Source organism: Kribbella sp. NPDC031520, assembly GCF_055580825.1.
In genome coordinates this window covers 538124-553800 of sequence record NZ_JBVIKS010000005.1, presented here as the reverse complement: position 1 = coordinate 553800, position 15677 = coordinate 538124, and the positions used below count along the sequence as shown (strand labels likewise).

Below are 15677 nucleotides of genomic sequence, written 5' to 3'. Positions count from 1 at the left end.
CGTGTTGCCGTACGGGCGTCAGTCGATCTCGGAAGCTGACATCGACGCGGTCGCCGCGGTACTGCGGGGTGACTGGCTGACCACCGGTCCTGCGGTCACAGCCTTCGAGGACGCGATCTCGGAGCTCGCGGGCGGGCATCGGGCGGTGAGCTGTACGTCGGGAACGGCGGCCCTGCACATCGCGTACGCCGCCCTCGGCATCGGCCCCGGCGACGAGGTCATCACCACCCCCATGACCTTCGTGGCTACCGCCTCCTGCGCCGCCATGCTCGGCGCTCGCGTGGTCTTCGCCGACATCGACTACGACACCGGCCTCCTGGACCCGGCCTGTGTGGAAGCCGCTCTGACAGAACATTCCAGGGTCATCGCCGCAGTCGACTACGCCGGCCAATCCGCCGACTACCCCGCATTGCAGCCGTTGGCCGATCGGGTAGGCGCGAAGACGTTGGCCGACGCTGCCCACTCGGTCGGCGGGTCAGCGGACGGCCGCCCGGTCGGCGACCTGGCCGACGTCACCACCATGTCCTTCTTCCCCACCAAGAACTTGACGACAGGTGAGGGCGGCGCCGTCGTCTGCAAGGACGCCGAGGTCGCCCAGCGCGCGCACGAGTTCCACTTCATCGGCCTCGTCCGCGACCCGTCCCGCTTCGAGATCACCGACCAGGGCCCGTGGCACCAGGAGGTCCACGAGTACGGCATGAACTACCGCCTGACCGATCTCGGCGCGGCCCTCGGGCTGTCGCAGCTGCGGCGCCTGGACGAGTTCAAGCGCCGCCGTACGGAGATCACCGCCCGCTACAACGCGGCGTTCGCCGGGGTGGACGGCCTGCGTACGCCGGTCCAGCGCGCCGGGGTCGATCCGATGTGGCACCTGTACCCGATCCGTGTCCTCGGCGGCCGGCGCCGCGAGATCTTCGAGCGGATGCGGGCGGCGGGGATCGGCGTACAGGTCAACTACATTCCCGTGTACTGGCACCCGGTCTTCGCCCGGCAGGGTTACCGGCGCGGCCTGTGCCCGAACGCCGAACGCTTCTACGCCGAGGAACTGTCCCTCCCGCTCTTCCCGGACCTCACCGACGCCGACGTCGACCGGGTGATCGAGACCCTTCTCAGTTTGGTTGGATAGCGTGACTGATGTGACCCGATCGAACCTGGTCGGCGGCGAGCTGCTCAACTGGTCCGACCTGCACCCCGGCGACGCCCGCCCCGCGGTGTCCGGCCCCGCCGCCACCGCGCTCCTGGCCGCCACGCTGAACCCCGACGCCGCAGTCCTCGTCGCCGGGCCGCACGCGGCCGACCTGATCTCGCTGGTTGCGTCCCGGGTCACCTCGGTAGACCTCCTCGTCCGCTCAGCCCCCGACGCCGAAGAACTGGCCGAACTCATCGGCGAAACCAAGGGCCAGGTCTACTGCGGCTCCCTCGACCGGTTCACCGAGGATTCGCAGTACGACGCGATTGTTGCGTTGGACGGGCTGGAGCGGCTTGTCGGGCCGGATACGGCGGGGTTCACCTGGGGGGACAGCCTCGAGCGGCTTGTGGGTCTGCTCAGGCCTGGGGGAACAGTGTTGCTGGGGTCGGCCAATGCGTTCGGGTTCGAGCGGTTGGTGCAGCCGGAGATCGGGGCGGCGCTTCCGCGGGACGAGGACTGGGGGCGGAGCGTCGGGGAGCTCGCGCCGGCCGGGTTCAAGCGGGTGATGGCGGCGGTTGAAGGCGCCGGTCTGCGGGTTGACCAGACGTACGCGGTGTTTCCTTCGCTTGTGCAGGCTGACGTGGCGCTGGCGGAGGTGGACGGGTTCGCCGCGGTTGTCGCGGCCCGGGCTGTTGCCTCGCGCAACGATGGGCCGGTGTTGATGGACCCGTACAGGGCGGTGCTGGATGCGGCCGCCGCGGGGGTCGCGTTCGAATTGGCGCCGGCTTGGTACTTCGTGGTGGGTGCGGAAGCGCCCGCAATACTTCCCGCGGACGTCGTACCATGCGGCGAAGGTGTCCTTCTGGAGGAGCACCTGCTGACAGCCCTGCGATGCGATGACCAAGCGGAGCTACGCAGGGTGATCCCGTCGTATGTGGCCTGGTTGGGTGCCGGCGGCGCGGGCTCGCCGGACAACGTGATCCTGCAGGGGTCGTCGTACCGGCTGTTCGGGGAGGCCCAACAGCTGGATGTCGTCGAGCACCTGAGGCGGTTTGCGACCCGGGTGCTGGAAAGTGGCTCACGGCAACCTTGGCCCGCGGCGGCCGATCCGCATGCGTTGACGGCGCGGGTGGCGTCGATGGCAGGCATCACCGTGCCGGAGCAGGAGTTCTCCCCGGACGAGGTCATCAGGCCGCGAGGTTCGGCCGAGCAGCTGCGGACGATCGCGCGGCTGGCGGACGAGCTGGCCCACGCGAGTGCCCGCGCGATCCTGTTCGAGGGAACGGTCAGCGGCATCCGGCGTTCACGCCCGTACCGCGTCGGTCACGCGGTGATGAACCCGGCGCGCGTGATCCGCCGCCGCCTCAAGCGCGTACTGAAGAAGGTACGGCGCTGATGCACCACGCCAACCACTTCTACGGACACGCCAACATCATGGCGACGTACGCCGGCCTCGCGAAACCGCCACGGATCTGGGGCTACCTGCAGCACGGCTGGAACATCCTCGACGGGTTCGCGTACGGCACGAACTTCGCGCCCGGCGTACCGAAGTTCGTCTGGTCCGACAGCGTCCGCCGCCGCGGCCACGCGCTCGGGCTGCGCAACTACTCGGTGATCGGCTCCGTCTGGCTGTACCTGCTCAAGAACCACCCCGGACTCGCCACCCCGGACAAACGGGCCAAAGGCACCATCTTCTACCCGTTCCACGGCTGGGAAGGCCAGCACGTACTCGGCGACCACGGCCGGATCGTTGCCTCGATCAACGAGCACGAGACCGGCCCGGTGACCGTCTGCCTCTACTGGAACGAGTACGAGAAGCCCGCGATCCGCAACGTCTACAAGGACGCCGGGTTCCGGGTCATCACGCACGGCTACCGCGGCCTGCACTGGCGCCGTACCGACGCGAACTTCCTGGTCAAACAGCTGAAGGAACTCCGCCGCCACCAGCGCGTCGCGTCCAACCGGCTCAGTTCGGCCGTTCTGTACGGCGCCTCGCTCGGCCTGCAGCCGGGGGTCTACGGTGATCCCATGGTGCTGGAGAACGAGCACCCGTCGTTCGGCGGTCAGGCGCGGATCAAGCGGCTGTGGCCGGAGATGGACCAGCCGTACGTACCGGCGGAGGTCGCCCGCGACTTCACCGACACCGAACTGGGTGTCGACCACGTCGCCGGACCCGCAGAGATTCGGGAGATGTTCCGATGGAACAGCTGAAGGTAGGAATCATCACGCAGGTCCGCGTGACGAGCACCCGGCTGCCGGCCAAGGTGCTGCTGACCGTCGCCGGCCGTTCCTACCTGGAACACCACCTGGACCGCCTGACCCGCACCGGCCTCCCGGTGATCGTCGCGACCACGACGAACTTCAACGACGACCTGGTCGTGCAACTGTGCAACGAGGACGGCTTCGCGGTGTTCCGCGGCAGCGAGGACGACGTACTCAGCCGGTTCGCCGGTGCCGCCCGCGAGCACAACCTCGACGGCATCGTCCGGGTCACGTCCGACTGCCCACTGATCGACCCGGAGATCGTTGCCGCGGGCGTCGACCGCTGGCGGGCCGAGAACGACCCGGACCTCTACCTCTCGAACTGCCTCGAACGCACCTACCCGCGCGGCATGGACTTCGAGATCTTCTCCGCGGCCCGGCTGTACGACGCGGAGCGGAACGCCACGCTCAAGGCGGACCGCGAGCACGTCACGTCGTACCTGCACCAGAACCGGTCCGGCCAGATGCGGTTGCTGAACCTGCCGTGGTCCGACGGCCCGTCGTCCAGGAACGCCGCGCAGTACCGGCTGACGCTCGACACCCCCGACGACTGGAAGTTGCTCGACGCCCTCATCGAGGACTTCGACGGCAGCCACCTGAACTGCGCCGAACTGGTCAAGATCCTGGACGAGCACCCGGAGCTGGCCACGCTGAACGCACACATCGAACAGAAGAAACTCGGCGAGTAGCAGGATTCCAGCCGGACTGTGTCATTTTCTGGGGCAGAATTGCGGTGATGACCACCAATGAGCCGGCCGGGGACCCGGCCGCGGCCCCCGGCAACGGCGTGAACGCCGCGCGCGCCAAGTCCTTCGGCGCGGTCGCAGTCGCGTACGACGCGGGCCGGCCGACGTTCCCGGTCGAGGCGCTGAGCTGGGTCCTCGGCCCGGGGCGCGGGCTGCAGGTGCTCGATCTCGGCGCTGGTACCGGCAAGCTGGCCGCGGTCGCCGCCGGGCTCGGTCACCACGTGATCGCCGTCGACCCGTCGCCCGAGATGCTCGAGGTCTGCCGCCGGCAGACCGGGATCGACACCATGGTCGGCGCGGCCGAGTCGATCCCGCTGGCGCACGCCTCGGTGGACGCGGTGATCGTCGGGCAGGCGTTCCACTGGTTCGACCACGCCCGCGCGCTGCCGGAGATCGCCCGGGTGCTGCGGCCGAACGGCGTCCTCGGCCTGCTCTGGAACAACGCCGACACCGTGGTGCCGTGGGTGCGCCGGATCTGGCAGGTGGTGCAGGGCGATGGCTTCGGCGGTACCGACCGCTTCGAGCCGCTGCCGATCCTGGAGCAGTCGAACCTGTTCACGATGATCGAACAGGCCCGATTCCGGCACTGGCACGACCTGAACCGCGGCGCCCTGCGGCAGCTGGCGCAGTCGCACTCGCGGGTCGCCGTACTGAAGGAGTCCCGGCGCGACCAGATCCTCGAGCAGATCGACCTGATCTACGAGCACACCGCCCGGCCGCCCGAGCCGCTGCGGATGCCGTACCTGACGGACTGTTTCCGGGCCCGCCCGAGCGAATTCGCCAACTACCGCCGAGCGATCGACGGCCCCGTGGCGCCGCACCTTTAGAACTTTTTGGTTGCGGTCGGACACGCCCTAATGGTCACAAACGCGCGACTTGGGGCTAACGTGCACCTGGTTCGAGTCCGTACAAAGGGGAACTCATGGACGAGGAGATGGTGCGCGAGCGTGACGCCCGCGCCTATCAGGCGGTGCACGACGCGGCCGACTTCACTGAGCTGAAACGGCGCTACAAGAACTTCGTCGTACCGTGGACGATCGCCTTCATGGCGTGGTACCTGGCGTACGTCGCCTGCAACAACTGGGCCCGCGGCTTCATGAGCCACCGGATCGGCGGCAGCCACATCAACGTCGCGCTGATCTTCGGCCTCCTGCAGTTCGTGTCGACGTTCGTGATTGCGGCCCTGTACGGCCGGTTCGCCAATCGCAAGCTCGATCCGCTGGCCCACGGCCTGAACGCCAAGTACAAGAGGGAGCGCCGCCGGTGAACTCGCTTCTCATCCCGCTGGCAACCGAGCCGGGCAACCGGGCGCTGACGATTTCCCTGTTCACCGCGGTTGTTGCCGTGACGCTGTACATCACCTGGTGGGCGTCCCGGCAGAACAAGACCGCGGCCGACTACTACGCCGGCGGCCGCTCGTTCAGCGGCGCGCAGAACGGCCTCGCCGTCGCGGGCGACTACATGTCCGCGGCGTCGTTCCTCGGGATCTCCGGCCAGATCGCCCTCTACGGGTACGACGGTTTCCTGTACTCGATCGGCTTCCTGGTCGCCTGGCTGGTCGCGCTGCTCCTGGTCGCCGAGCTGCTGCGGAACTCGGGCCGCTTCACGATGGCCGACCAGCTCGCGTTCCGGATGAAGCAGCGCCCGGTGCGGACCGCGGCCGCGACGTCGACGATCGTGGTGTCGATCTTCTACCTGCTGGCCCAGATGGTCGGCGCCGGTTCGCTGGTCGGGCTGCTGCTCGGGGTGAAGAACGAAGGCCTGAAGGCGGCCGTGATCATCCTGGTCGGCGCGCTGATGATCATCTACGTGACGATCGGCGGCATGAAGGGCACGACCTGGGTGCAGATCGTGAAGGCCGTGCTGCTGATGGCCGGCACCGTCGTGATCACGTTCCTCGTACTGCTGAAGTTCCACTTCAACATCTCCGAGCTGCTCGGCTCGGCCGCCTCGAAGTCCGGCAAGGGCGAGTCGTTCCTGCAGCCCGGTCTGCTGTACGGCAAGGACCTGACCGGTCAGATCGACTTCCTGTCCCTGGGCCTGGCCCTGGTCCTCGGTACGGCGGGACTCCCGCACATCCTGATCCGCTTCTACACCGTCCCGGACTCCCGCTCCGCGCGGCGGTCGGTGCAGTGGGCGATCGGCCTGATCGGCGTGTTCTACCTGATGACGCTGGCGCTCGGGTTCGGGGCGGCGGCGCTGCTGGACACCGCCAAGGGGTCGGCCGTCGCGGCGTCGAAGGGCAACGTGGCCTCGCCGCTGCTGGCCGAGTCGGTCGGCGGTGGCGCCGGGTCGGTCGGCGGGGCGATCCTGCTGGCGCTGATCGCGGCCGTCGCGTTCGCGACGATCCTCGCCGTGGTCGCGGGCCTGACGCTGACGTCGGCGTCGTCGTTCGCCCACGACCTGTACGCGAACGTCATCTCGAAGCAGAAGCCGACCGAGAAGCAGGAACTGCGGGTGGCGCGGTTCGCGGCGATCGGGATCGGCGCGGTGGCGATCGCGCTGGCGATCCCGGCGCAGAAGCTGAACATCGCGTTCCTGGTCGCGCTGGCGTTCGCGGTCGCGGCCTCGGCGAACCTGCCGGCGCTGCTGTTCAACCTGTTCTGGAAGCGGTTCAACACCTCGGGTGCTGTGTGGAGCATCTACGGCGGCCTGGTCTCGGCCGTGGTCCTGGTGATCTTCTCACCGGTGGTGTCGGGCAACGGTGAGAAGTCGATGATCACCGGTGCGGACTTCCACTGGTTCCCGCTGTCGAACCCGGGCATCGTGTCGATCCCGCTCGGCTTCCTGTTCGGCGTCCTCGGTACGTACCTCGGCAAGGACAAGTCGAGCGAGTCGCGGTACAGCGAGCTCACGGTCCGGGCGTTCACCGGCGCGGGCGCGGAGGGTGTCGCCAAGCACTGACGCAGTACCACCAAGGGCCGGCTCGCAGCGTGCGAGCCGGCCCTTTGTCGTGAGCCGTTGACGCGCGCGTAGCCATGCCGTAACAATGAGGCACCGTTCGCGCAAGAACTTGGCAAGCTGCCGAAAGTTTCTAACTCTTCTCTGTCCGCCCCCATTAGGAGAGGTCTCATGCGCATACCCAGATGGCGGTTGCTGACCGCCTTGCTGGCCGCGAGTCTCGCGGCTGCACCACTCACCAGTCCCGCACACGCCGCCATCCTCGCCGGCCCCAACCTCGCGGCCGGGAAGCCTGCCTCGGCCAGCAGCGTCACCCAGAACTACGTCGCGCCGAACGTGACCGACGGCAACCAGAGCACCTACTGGGAGAGCGCCAACAACGCCTTCCCGCAGTGGGTCCAGGTCGATCTCGGCTCGACGGTCGCAACCAACGAGGTCGTCCTGAAACTGCCGACCGCCGACTGGGGCGCCCGCGACGAGACCCTGGCGATCCAGGGCAGTACCGACGGGCAGAACTTCACCGACCTGTCGGCGTCCGCGGCCCGCACCTTCAGCCCGCCGGGCAACACCGTGACCGTCGACTACGGTACGGCGACCACGCGGTACGTCCGGGTCCGGATCACCGCGAACACCGGCTGGCCCGCGGGACAGCTGTCCGAGCTCGAGGTCTACGGGCCGGCGACCGGCGACACCCAGGCTCCCACCGCCCCGGGCGGCCTGGCCTACACCGAGCCCGGTGCCGGGCAGATCAAGCTCACCTGGAACGCCTCGACCGACAACGTCGGCGTCACCGGGTACGACGTGTACGCGAACGGGCAGCTCCGGACCAGCGTGACCGGACTGACGTACACGGACAACCAACCCACGAACGTGTCGGTGTCGTACTACGTTCGCGCAAAGGATGCTGCCGGCAACCAATCGCCGAACAGCGACACTGTCACCCGGAACGGCAGTGGCGGTCCCGGCAGCAATCTCGCGCTGCACAAGCCGATCACGGCGTCCGGGTATACGTTCACCTACGTTCCGGAGAACGCCAACGACGACGACGTGACGACGTACTGGGAAGGGAACGCGAACCCGGCCACGCTGACCACGCAGCTCGGCGCGAACGCGGACCTCAGCGCGGTCGTGGTGCGGCTGAACCCGGATCCGGTCTGGGGCGCGCGGACGCAGACGTTCTCGATCCTCGGCCGCGAGCAGAGTGCGTCCGACTTCGTCCCGATTGTTGGCACTGCCAACTACTCGTTCGATCCCGCGAACGGGAACTCGGTGACGATCCCGGTCAGCGCGCGGGTCGCCGACGTACGGCTGAACTTCACCGGGAACACCGGCGCACCGGCCGGGCAGGTGGCCGAGCTGCAGGTGCTCGGTGTACCGGCTCCGAACCCGGATCTCACGCTTTCCGGAGTTTCCTGGACGCCCACGGCGCCGGTGGAGACCGATTCGATCACCGTCCACGCGACGGTCGGCAACGGCGGTACCGCCGGCTCAGGGCCGACCGCTGTGAACTTCTACCTCGGTGCCACCAAGGTCGGTACGGCAGCCGTCGGCGCGCTCGCGGCCGGTGCGTCGACGACGGTCAGCGCCTCGATCGGGACCCGGGACGCGGGCTCGTACGCGGTGAGCGCGAAGGTCGACGAGGACAACACGGTGATCGAGCAGAACGACGGAAACAACACGGCAAACGCTTCGAGTCCACTGGTCGTGACACCGGTGGCGAGCTCGGACCTGGTCGCGTCCGCGGTGAACTGGACGCCGGGGAACCCGTCCGCCGGAAACTCCGTTTCCTTCTCGGTTTCGTTGACGAACCAGGGCAGTGTCGCGACGGCATCCGGCGCGCACGGGATCACTCTCACGGTCTTGAACGGTACGTCGGTGGTGACGACGCTGACCGGTTCGTACAACGGGTCGATCGCGGCCGGCGCGACCACGCCTGCCGTTGCTCTGGGCAACTGGACGGCCGTCAACGGGCGGTACACGGTGCGCGTCGTACTGGCGGACGACGCCAACGAACTGCCGGTGAAGCGGACCAACAACACGAGTGAGCGGCCGTTCTTCGTCGGACGCGGCGCCAACATGCCGTACGACCATCTCGAGGCGGAGGATGCCGCGGTCGGCGGCGGCGCGTCCGTGATCGGGCCGAACCGGACGATCGGCGACCTGGCCGGCGAGGCGTCCGGGCGGCGCGCGGTGACGCTGAACAGCAACGGCGCGTACGTCGAGTTCACCACCCGGGCCGCGACGAACACCCTGGTCACGCGGTTCTCGATCCCGGACTCCGCGGGCGGCGGCGGACAGTCGTCGACGCTCAGCGTCTACGTGAACGGGACCTTCGCGAAGACGTTGCCGCTGACCTCGAAGTACGCCTGGCTGTACGGCGCGGAGTCGTCGCCGAACAACTCGCCCGGATCCGGGCCGGCGCGGCACATCTACGACGAGGCGAACCTGATGCTCGACCAGACGTACCCGGCCGGGACGAAGATCCGGCTGCAGAAGGACCCGGCGAACGGTACGACGTACTCGATCGACTTCGTCGACACCGAGGCGGCGACCGCGATCCCGAATCCGGGCGCGGGGTTCGTGACGCCGAACGGGTTCACGCAGCAGGACGTGCAGAACGCGCTTGACCAGGTGCGTCAGGACAGCACTCTGCAGGGCGTGTACCTGCCGCCGGGTGACTACCAGACGTCGTCGAAGTTCCAGGTGTACGGGAAGGCCGTCAAGGTGGTCGGGGCCGGGCCGTGGTTCACCCGGTTCCACGCGCCGGACACGCAGGACAACACCGACATCGGGTTCCGGTCCGAGGCGTCGGCGAACGGGTCGACGTTCAGCGGGTTCGCGTACTTCGGCAACTACACGTCCCGGATCGACGGGCCGGGCAAGGTGTTCGACTTCTCCGGTACGGCGAACATGACCATCGACAACATCTGGGTCGAGCACATGGTCTGCCTGTACTGGGGTTCGAACACCGACACGTCGACGATCAAGAACTCCCGGATCCGGGACACGTTCGCCGACGGCATCAACATGACGAACGGGTCGGCCGGGAACACGGTCAGCAACAACGAGGCCCGCTCGACCGGTGACGACAGCTTCGCGCTCTTCAACGCCACCGACAACGGCGGCGGCGAGGTGCGGGACAACGTGTTCGAGAACCTGTCCGCGATGCTCACCTGGCGGGCCGCCGGGTTCGCGGTGTACGGCGGGACGAACAACGTCTTCCGGAACCTGTACGCGGCGGACATGCTCACCTACCCGGGGATCACGATCAGCTCGCTGGACTTCGGCATCCCGATGAACGGCTTCGGCGCGACACCGCCGACCCAGTTCCAGAACGCGTCGGTCGTCCGTTCCGGCGGCCATTTCTGGGGCAACCAGGCGTTCGGCGCGGTCTGGATCTTCTCGGCCTCGAAGATCTTCCAGGGCATCCGGGTCAGCGACCTGGACATCGTCGACCCGACGTACTCCGGAATCATGTTCCAGACCAACTACGTCAACGGCAGCCCCCAGTTCCCGGTCGCCGACACGATCTTCGCCAACACCACCATCACCGGCGCCCACAAGTCCGGCGACGCCTTCGACGCCAAGTCCGGCTTCGGAATCTGGGCCAACGAACTCCCCGAACCGAACCAGGGCCCCGCCCGCGGCGAGGTCACCTTCAACAACCTGACCCTCACCAACAACACCACCGACATCCAAAACACCACCACAACCTTCACCATCCACCGCAACTGACCCCCACCCCGCAGCCACCAGAACCGCGGGACCAGCAACCGGGGGAGTGCGTACATCCACCACATGCACGCACTCCCCTAGCCTGTAACGCACCTCCACCCGCAGCCCACCCACAACCCCAAGTAGCTGCCGCTGCACGACACGGACGTACGGCACGGACGTACGGCACGTTGTGCGGAGCGCGGGGGTCGGTCCGGTTTCGTCTGTCAGGTGGTGGAGACATACGGCCTCAGCATCCGACAGCTGCCGCGCACGGACTGTCGGCCCACCCATTCCGCCTGCGCTGCCACGCGGCCGCAACTGCGTACCTCCCGTTGCGGCCGACACCGGCAGCTCGGCTCAGACGGGACCTGCCCGGACACAGCCCACTCGGGCAGGGCCAGCTCGGACACAGCCAGCACCACCGCCTCCGCTCACCGTGTCAGCTCACACCAGGGTTCGTTAGGCAGGGTCGGGTCAGACGGCGTTGGCGGGTTCGCTCCAGGGATCGACAGAGGGCGAATGTGGGGTTTCGGCTGGTCGTTTGTTGGGGTCGGATGGGAGGGGTTCGCCCCAGATCGCCAGGTAGGTCGCGGCGCGCAAGGCCTGCTCGTCCTCACCGTCCGTTCGCGGGTCGGTGACTGATCGACCTGCGGCAGTGCGGCGCCGGGATGGATCGTCGAGGTTTGCGTCGCCCGTGGATGATCGGCCGACGTCCGAGCGGTCGGGCGGTGGCGTTGATGGTGGTGAAGCTGCGGCCGGTGGAGGGAGTTGATCGCGGGGCGGTGGGTCTGCCCAGGTGGGGCGGCTGACGTGGACGACGCCGTTGGTGATGGTGATGTGCCAGTGGCCGTTGTGGAGGTCGGTGTGGTGGCGTCGGCAGAGGAGTACGAGGTTGCAGATGGCGGTGGGGCCTCCGTCGAGCCAGGAGATGAGGTGGTGGGCGTCGCACATGACGGGTGGGGCTCCGCAGACGACGCAGCCGCGGTCGCGGGTGTTCAGGGCGCGGCGGATGCCTTTGGTGACGAGGCGTTCGCAGCGGCCGACGTCCAGTGGTTCGGATTTGGAGCCGAGGACGATGGGGATGATGTTGGCGTCGCAGGCGAGGCGGCGGATGGTGGCGGCGGACAGGCCGTTGGTGTAGACGGTTTGCCCGATGGCGTCCGCGGTGGCTGTTTTGAGGTCGTCGAGGTCGATGGTGACGGTGATGTTCGCCTTTGCCCCAAAGCCTGGTACGACATCTCCGCCGGGTAGGCCGCATTGACGAGCTGAGCCAGTTGGCGCGGTCCAGTCGGTTGCTGTGCCAGCAGTGCGTCCGTCCGTCAGAGGTCCTTGCGTCGCAGGTTCTTCTAGCGCGGTATCGCGGGTTGTGGCGTTGGTGAACGCGCCGCTGGTGGTTGCGCTGCTGGTGGTTGCGCTGCTGCCGGTGGTTGAGTCGCCAGGGGTTGCGCTGCCGTCCTCCGCAGGCACAGAGCTGCCGGACGGGGCCGCGCTTGCCGTCGAGGTCGCGCCGGATGTACCGGGCGCTGCCGTACCCTCCGTAGCGCCCGGCGTCGTCGTGCCAGCCGCTTCAGTGCCCGATGCCGCTTCACCGGCCGCTGCAGTACCCGACGCCGTTGTGCCTGTGGTGGCCGACGTGTCGGGTGTGGTGGGGCGGGGGATGGTGGGGGACGGGACGCCGGTGTCGAGGGCGGTGGCGGCCAGGGTCAGGGCGGTGGTGAGGGCGTCGGCCTGGCGCTTTTCGCGCGAGCGCGGGTCGGGAGCGCCGTCGACGGTCTTGTGCGGACGGGCGCCGGTCGTGATCAAGGTTCGGAAGAGTTCGGCGTTCTCGTTGGCCAGGTACCCCTTGAAGTTGACGCCGCGGAGGGTGAGGGTTTCGCGGGCCGAGGCCTTGTGTTCTTCGGGTTCGGGGCCGTCGGTGTCGAGGATGTCGCGGGCCTGGATGGCGGCCTTACGCAGTTCGGTGGGTGGTAGATGGGTGAGGCGGGACAGTTCCCGTTCGGCGAACTCCAGGTCGGCCACCGGCACCGTCGAGGGTGCCTTCTCCAGCTCCAACACGATCGCTTCGGCCTGGGCGGGGCGTAGTTTCACCTCGTCGAGTTGCCTGGTGATGGCCGGGTATTTGGGCAGGGCGCGGGCGAGTTGGAGGTCGCGGCGGGCGCGGTAGTGGTCCAGGCGGTAGCGGTACTCGATGAACTGGCGGGTGTCGCGGGCGCCGACCCGTTCGGCGTGTCCGGTCTTGTCCAGCGCGGCGATCAGGCGCAGGCGGCGGGTCTCCAGGCCGGCGATGTCGACGGCGGTCTGGTCCAGGGCGCACACCAGCTCGTCCTCGGTCATCACCTCCGGCGCCTTGTCCATGCCTAAGACTCTAGACATGCCCTCCGACAGTTTTCAAAGCCGAATCCCCTTGAAAACAAGGGAATTAGTTGTCCACAACTGTGGATATTGCTAAAGGCAACCACCGTCGTGGTGACGTCATCCGCTCAGCTTGTTGCGGCTTCTTTGGTCAGCAGCGGGCGGGCGGCGGGGGTTAGGCAGTGTACGGCGGTGCCTTGGGTTCGGTGGGTGGTGATCAGGCCTGCGGCTCGGAGGATTCGAGTGTGGTCCGAGGTCGAAGCCAGGGAGATGCCTAGGCGGCGGGAGAGTTGGGTTGTGGTGGCGGGTTGGGTGAGGGAGCGAAGTACGGCGGCCCTGGTGCGGCCGAGTAGGTCGGCGAGTGCGTCCGTGGTGGTGGGGTCGACGTCGGTGTCGGTCAGGTCGGTGCAGGGGTAGACGAGGACAGGGCGGCGGTCGAGGGCGTCCATGGCCAGGCAGTTGGTGACCAGCGGGGACGGGTACAGCTCGAGGCCGCGGCCGTTCAGGTGGATGTCGGTGGTCCAGGTCTCCGTGGGGCCGTACGTCGTGAGGACCGGCGTGTCCCACTCGACGTCCGGGTGAAGAGAGGACAGCAAGGCGTCTACTCCGCCGTGGAGCAGGGCTTGGGTGCGGAGGCCGAGGTCGGCGCCGTAGCGGCGTTGGAGTTCGGCGCATGACGGCATCAGCACCTGTTCGTGGAAGGCGCGTACTGCGTTGCCCAAAGCACGGCGCGACCCGGCGCGGCCTTCCAGCAGACCACCCATGTAGCGGTCGATCTCGGGCGGCAGCCACGGTCCCAGCTCGTCGCGGATGACGTCCGCGGGCGTCTCCATCAACGTCTCGACCGCCGGCTCCAGCCCTGGCGCGGACACCTCCGGCGTCAGGAAGTCCGGAAACAACCCGCCCGGCGAGATCAGCTTGAACAGCGGGCGCATCGATCCCTGCACCCGCGGCGCCGCCGTACGACGCCAACGCCGTACCCCAGGTGCCACCGACCGAGCCCCCAACGCGCGTGCCGCGAGCGCGGCCTCCCACAGCGGGTGCGGCTCGACCGGGAACGTGACCCGGCCGAGGTCAGCCGCGGTGAAGTGAAACCGGATCATCTCCCGATTGTGACGGCCGGGAACGTCCGCGCCCAGACCTCTTCGGCCAGAACCGAATCCGGTCGCGTCGCCCGGCCGTACCCTCCGACACTGACCGGATGAAACGTCTCGCGCTCGTCACCGCCCTCCTGCTCCTCACCGCACCGACGGCCAACGCGGCCACGGTCCACCGGCCGACGGAGTACGTCGTCTCGACCACGCCCGGCGACAACCTCGAAGGGATCGCAGTCACGCGGGACGGGACGATGTACGTCACCAGCGTCGGCACCGGCGCCGTCTACCGCGGCAACACCCGCTCGCCGTACCTCACCCGCTTCCTCCCACCCGGCAGCGACGGCCGTACGTCGGCCACCGGCATCCACGTCGACCGCTGGGGCCGCGTCCTGATCGCCGGCGCGAGTACGTCGAAGCTCTTCCTGTACGACGCCAGCGGCCGGCTGCTCGACGTACAACAGGCGGCGGAAGGCTCGTTCCTCAACGACTTCACGATCGCGGGCGACGCCGTGTACGTGACCGACTCCGCGCACAACCAGCTTTGGCGCGCGCCGCTCACCCGCAGCGGCCTCGGCAAGCTCGAGCCGTGGATCACCCGCGATCAGCTCCAGCCGACGCCGTACTTCCTCAACGGCATCGTCACCGACGGCAGGGTCCTGCTCGTCGGCGAACAGGGCCAGGACGTCACGTACCGGGTCGACCTGAGCACCAAGCAGGTCAGCGTCCTCGACGTCCCGAACGGGATCCTGTCCGGCGACGGCTACCTCCTCGAAGGACACCGCCTGTACGCGGTCTACAACGCGGGCGGCGGGAAGTACGTCACCCGCTTCGCGATCCTGAACGACGATTTCACCGCGGCGACGCTGATCGCGGACTCCAGCCCGGCCGCGGTCGGCGCCACCCCGACGACGATCGCCCGTGATCGCGGCCGGCTGTTGTGGGTGAACAGTCAGCTCGACGTCGCGCCCGGTACGCCGCCGTACACCGTCAGCGTCGTCCCGGGTCTGCACTAAAGGTCGTCGGTCACCCGGGCGAGGACCGCGCCGGCCTCCAGGACGAGCTTCCGGTCGGCGTCGTCGAGACGGCTGAGCAGCTTGGCGAGCTCCTCGGCCGCCTGCCGTCCGGACGCCTCGACCGTCTCGGCGCCGGCGTCGGTGAGTACCACCGCGGTCGCGCGGCCGTCGACCGGGTCCGGTTCGCGCCGGACCAGGCCGGCCTCCTCCAGGCCCGCGACCGTGGTGGTCGCGGTCGGCTGCGAGCAGGGCACCCGGGTGGCGATCTCGCCGATCCGGATCGGCTGCTCGTCGGCGATCAGCATCAACGCCAGGAACTGGGTCGGATGCATCAGCGTGGTGGTCCGGCTCCGGCGCAGATGCCTGACGATCCGGTGCATGCTGACCAGCAGCTGCAATGCTTCCTGCGCCATCGTGATCACCTCCGTCGGGAAGCGCCATCCTGGCACAGGCATCCAAA

At 68.2% G+C, this 15677-nt stretch carries 12 protein-coding genes; 9 read left to right on the top strand and 3 right to left on the bottom strand.

Annotation, left to right across the window (positions count from 1 at the left end; genetic code table 11):
- Nucleotide 1: 1 nt before the first annotated feature.
- The 8 genes from pseC to ACZ5BU_RS27960 all read left to right on the top strand — a co-directional run bounded on the left by pseC (nucleotide 2) and on the right by ACZ5BU_RS27960 (nucleotide 10773).
- Nucleotides 2–1126, top strand: coding sequence for a UDP-4-amino-4,6-dideoxy-N-acetyl-beta-L-altrosamine transaminase (pseC, locus tag ACZ5BU_RS27995; protein WP_465703403.1), 1125 nt, complete (start codon nucleotides 2–4; stop codon nucleotides 1124–1126).
- 10 nt (nucleotides 1127–1136) lie between these two features.
- Nucleotides 1137–2525, top strand: coding sequence for a hypothetical protein (locus tag ACZ5BU_RS27990; RefSeq protein WP_465703402.1), 1389 nt, complete (start codon nucleotides 1137–1139; stop codon nucleotides 2523–2525).
- Nucleotides 2525–3340 carry a hypothetical protein gene (locus tag ACZ5BU_RS27985; protein WP_465703401.1) on the top strand — a complete coding sequence of 272 codons (816 nt, stop codon included), beginning with the start codon at nucleotides 2525–2527 and terminating at the stop codon, nucleotides 3338–3340. Before ACZ5BU_RS27990 ends, ACZ5BU_RS27985 begins: the two co-directional genes overlap by 1 nt.
- Nucleotides 3328–4080, top strand: coding sequence for a cytidylyltransferase domain-containing protein (locus ACZ5BU_RS27980; protein WP_465703400.1), 753 nt, complete (start codon nucleotides 3328–3330; stop codon nucleotides 4078–4080). Before ACZ5BU_RS27985 ends, ACZ5BU_RS27980 begins: the two co-directional genes overlap by 13 nt.
- Before the next feature lie 47 nt (nucleotides 4081–4127).
- Nucleotides 4128–4964 carry a class I SAM-dependent methyltransferase gene (locus tag ACZ5BU_RS27975; protein WP_465703399.1) on the top strand — a complete coding sequence of 279 codons (837 nt, stop codon included), beginning with the start codon at nucleotides 4128–4130 and terminating at the stop codon, nucleotides 4962–4964.
- 95 nt (nucleotides 4965–5059) lie between these two features.
- Nucleotides 5060–5404 carry a DUF485 domain-containing protein gene (locus ACZ5BU_RS27970; RefSeq protein WP_465703398.1) on the top strand — a complete coding sequence of 115 codons (345 nt, stop codon included), beginning with the start codon at nucleotides 5060–5062 and terminating at the stop codon, nucleotides 5402–5404.
- On the top strand, nucleotides 5401–7041 hold the full coding sequence (locus ACZ5BU_RS27965; RefSeq protein ID WP_465703397.1) for a solute symporter family protein: 1641 nt from the start codon (nucleotides 5401–5403) through the stop codon (nucleotides 7039–7041). Before ACZ5BU_RS27970 ends, ACZ5BU_RS27965 begins: the two co-directional genes overlap by 4 nt.
- Nucleotides 7042–7209: 168 nt before the next feature.
- Nucleotides 7210–10773: a discoidin domain-containing protein gene (locus ACZ5BU_RS27960; RefSeq protein WP_465703396.1), complete on the top strand. Its 3564-nt coding sequence runs from the start codon at nucleotides 7210–7212 to the stop codon at nucleotides 10771–10773.
- A gap of 456 nt (nucleotides 10774–11229) precedes the next feature.
- Here ACZ5BU_RS27960 and ACZ5BU_RS27955 read toward each other — a convergent pair whose 3' ends face one another.
- Together ACZ5BU_RS27955 and ACZ5BU_RS27950 are read right to left on the bottom strand one after the other, a co-directional pair.
- Nucleotides 11230–13110, bottom strand: coding sequence for an HNH endonuclease signature motif containing protein (locus tag ACZ5BU_RS27955; RefSeq protein ID WP_465703395.1), 1881 nt, complete (start codon nucleotides 13108–13110; stop codon nucleotides 11230–11232).
- Nucleotides 13111–13235: 125 nt separating this feature from the next.
- The gene (locus tag ACZ5BU_RS27950) at nucleotides 13236–14210 is read right to left on the bottom strand and encodes an ArsR/SmtB family transcription factor (RefSeq protein WP_465703394.1); all 975 of its coding nucleotides are present in this window, start codon (nucleotides 14208–14210) and stop codon (nucleotides 13236–13238) included.
- A gap of 98 nt (nucleotides 14211–14308) precedes the next feature.
- On the opposite strand from ACZ5BU_RS27950, the gene ACZ5BU_RS27945 reads away from it, so the two are divergent.
- The gene (locus ACZ5BU_RS27945) at nucleotides 14309–15217 is read left to right on the top strand and encodes an NHL repeat-containing protein (protein WP_465703393.1); all 909 of its coding nucleotides are present in this window, start codon (nucleotides 14309–14311) and stop codon (nucleotides 15215–15217) included.
- Here ACZ5BU_RS27945 and ACZ5BU_RS27940 read toward each other — a convergent pair.
- Nucleotides 15214–15672: a MarR family winged helix-turn-helix transcriptional regulator gene (locus tag ACZ5BU_RS27940; protein ID WP_465703392.1), complete on the bottom strand. Its 459-nt coding sequence runs from the start codon at nucleotides 15670–15672 to the stop codon at nucleotides 15214–15216. The genes ACZ5BU_RS27945 and ACZ5BU_RS27940 overlap by 4 nt on opposite strands.
- Between the last annotated feature and the right edge of the window lie 5 nt (nucleotides 15673–15677).

Excerpts from the sequence above, each read along its gene's own strand:
- ACZ5BU_RS27970 (WP_465703398.1), top strand. The coding sequence starts at position 5,060 with ATGGACGAGGAGATGGTGCGCGAGCGTGACGCCCGCGCCTATCAGGCG.
- ACZ5BU_RS27955 (WP_465703395.1), bottom strand. The coding sequence starts at position 13,110 with ATGGACAAGGCGCCGGAGGTGATGACCGAGGACGAGCTGGTGTGCGCC.
- ACZ5BU_RS27975 (WP_465703399.1), top strand. The coding sequence starts at position 4,128 with ATGACCACCAATGAGCCGGCCGGGGACCCGGCCGCGGCCCCCGGCAAC.
- ACZ5BU_RS27985 (WP_465703401.1), top strand. The coding sequence starts at position 2,525 with ATGCACCACGCCAACCACTTCTACGGACACGCCAACATCATGGCGACG.
- ACZ5BU_RS27945 (WP_465703393.1), top strand. The coding sequence starts at position 14,309 with ATGAAACGTCTCGCGCTCGTCACCGCCCTCCTGCTCCTCACCGCACCG.
- ACZ5BU_RS27960 (WP_465703396.1), top strand. The coding sequence starts at position 7,210 with ATGCGCATACCCAGATGGCGGTTGCTGACCGCCTTGCTGGCCGCGAGT.
- ACZ5BU_RS27980 (WP_465703400.1), top strand. The coding sequence starts at position 3,328 with ATGGAACAGCTGAAGGTAGGAATCATCACGCAGGTCCGCGTGACGAGC.
- ACZ5BU_RS27950 (WP_465703394.1), bottom strand. The coding sequence starts at position 14,210 with ATGATCCGGTTTCACTTCACCGCGGCTGACCTCGGCCGGGTCACGTTC.
- ACZ5BU_RS27940 (WP_465703392.1), bottom strand. The coding sequence starts at position 15,672 with ATGCCTGTGCCAGGATGGCGCTTCCCGACGGAGGTGATCACGATGGCG.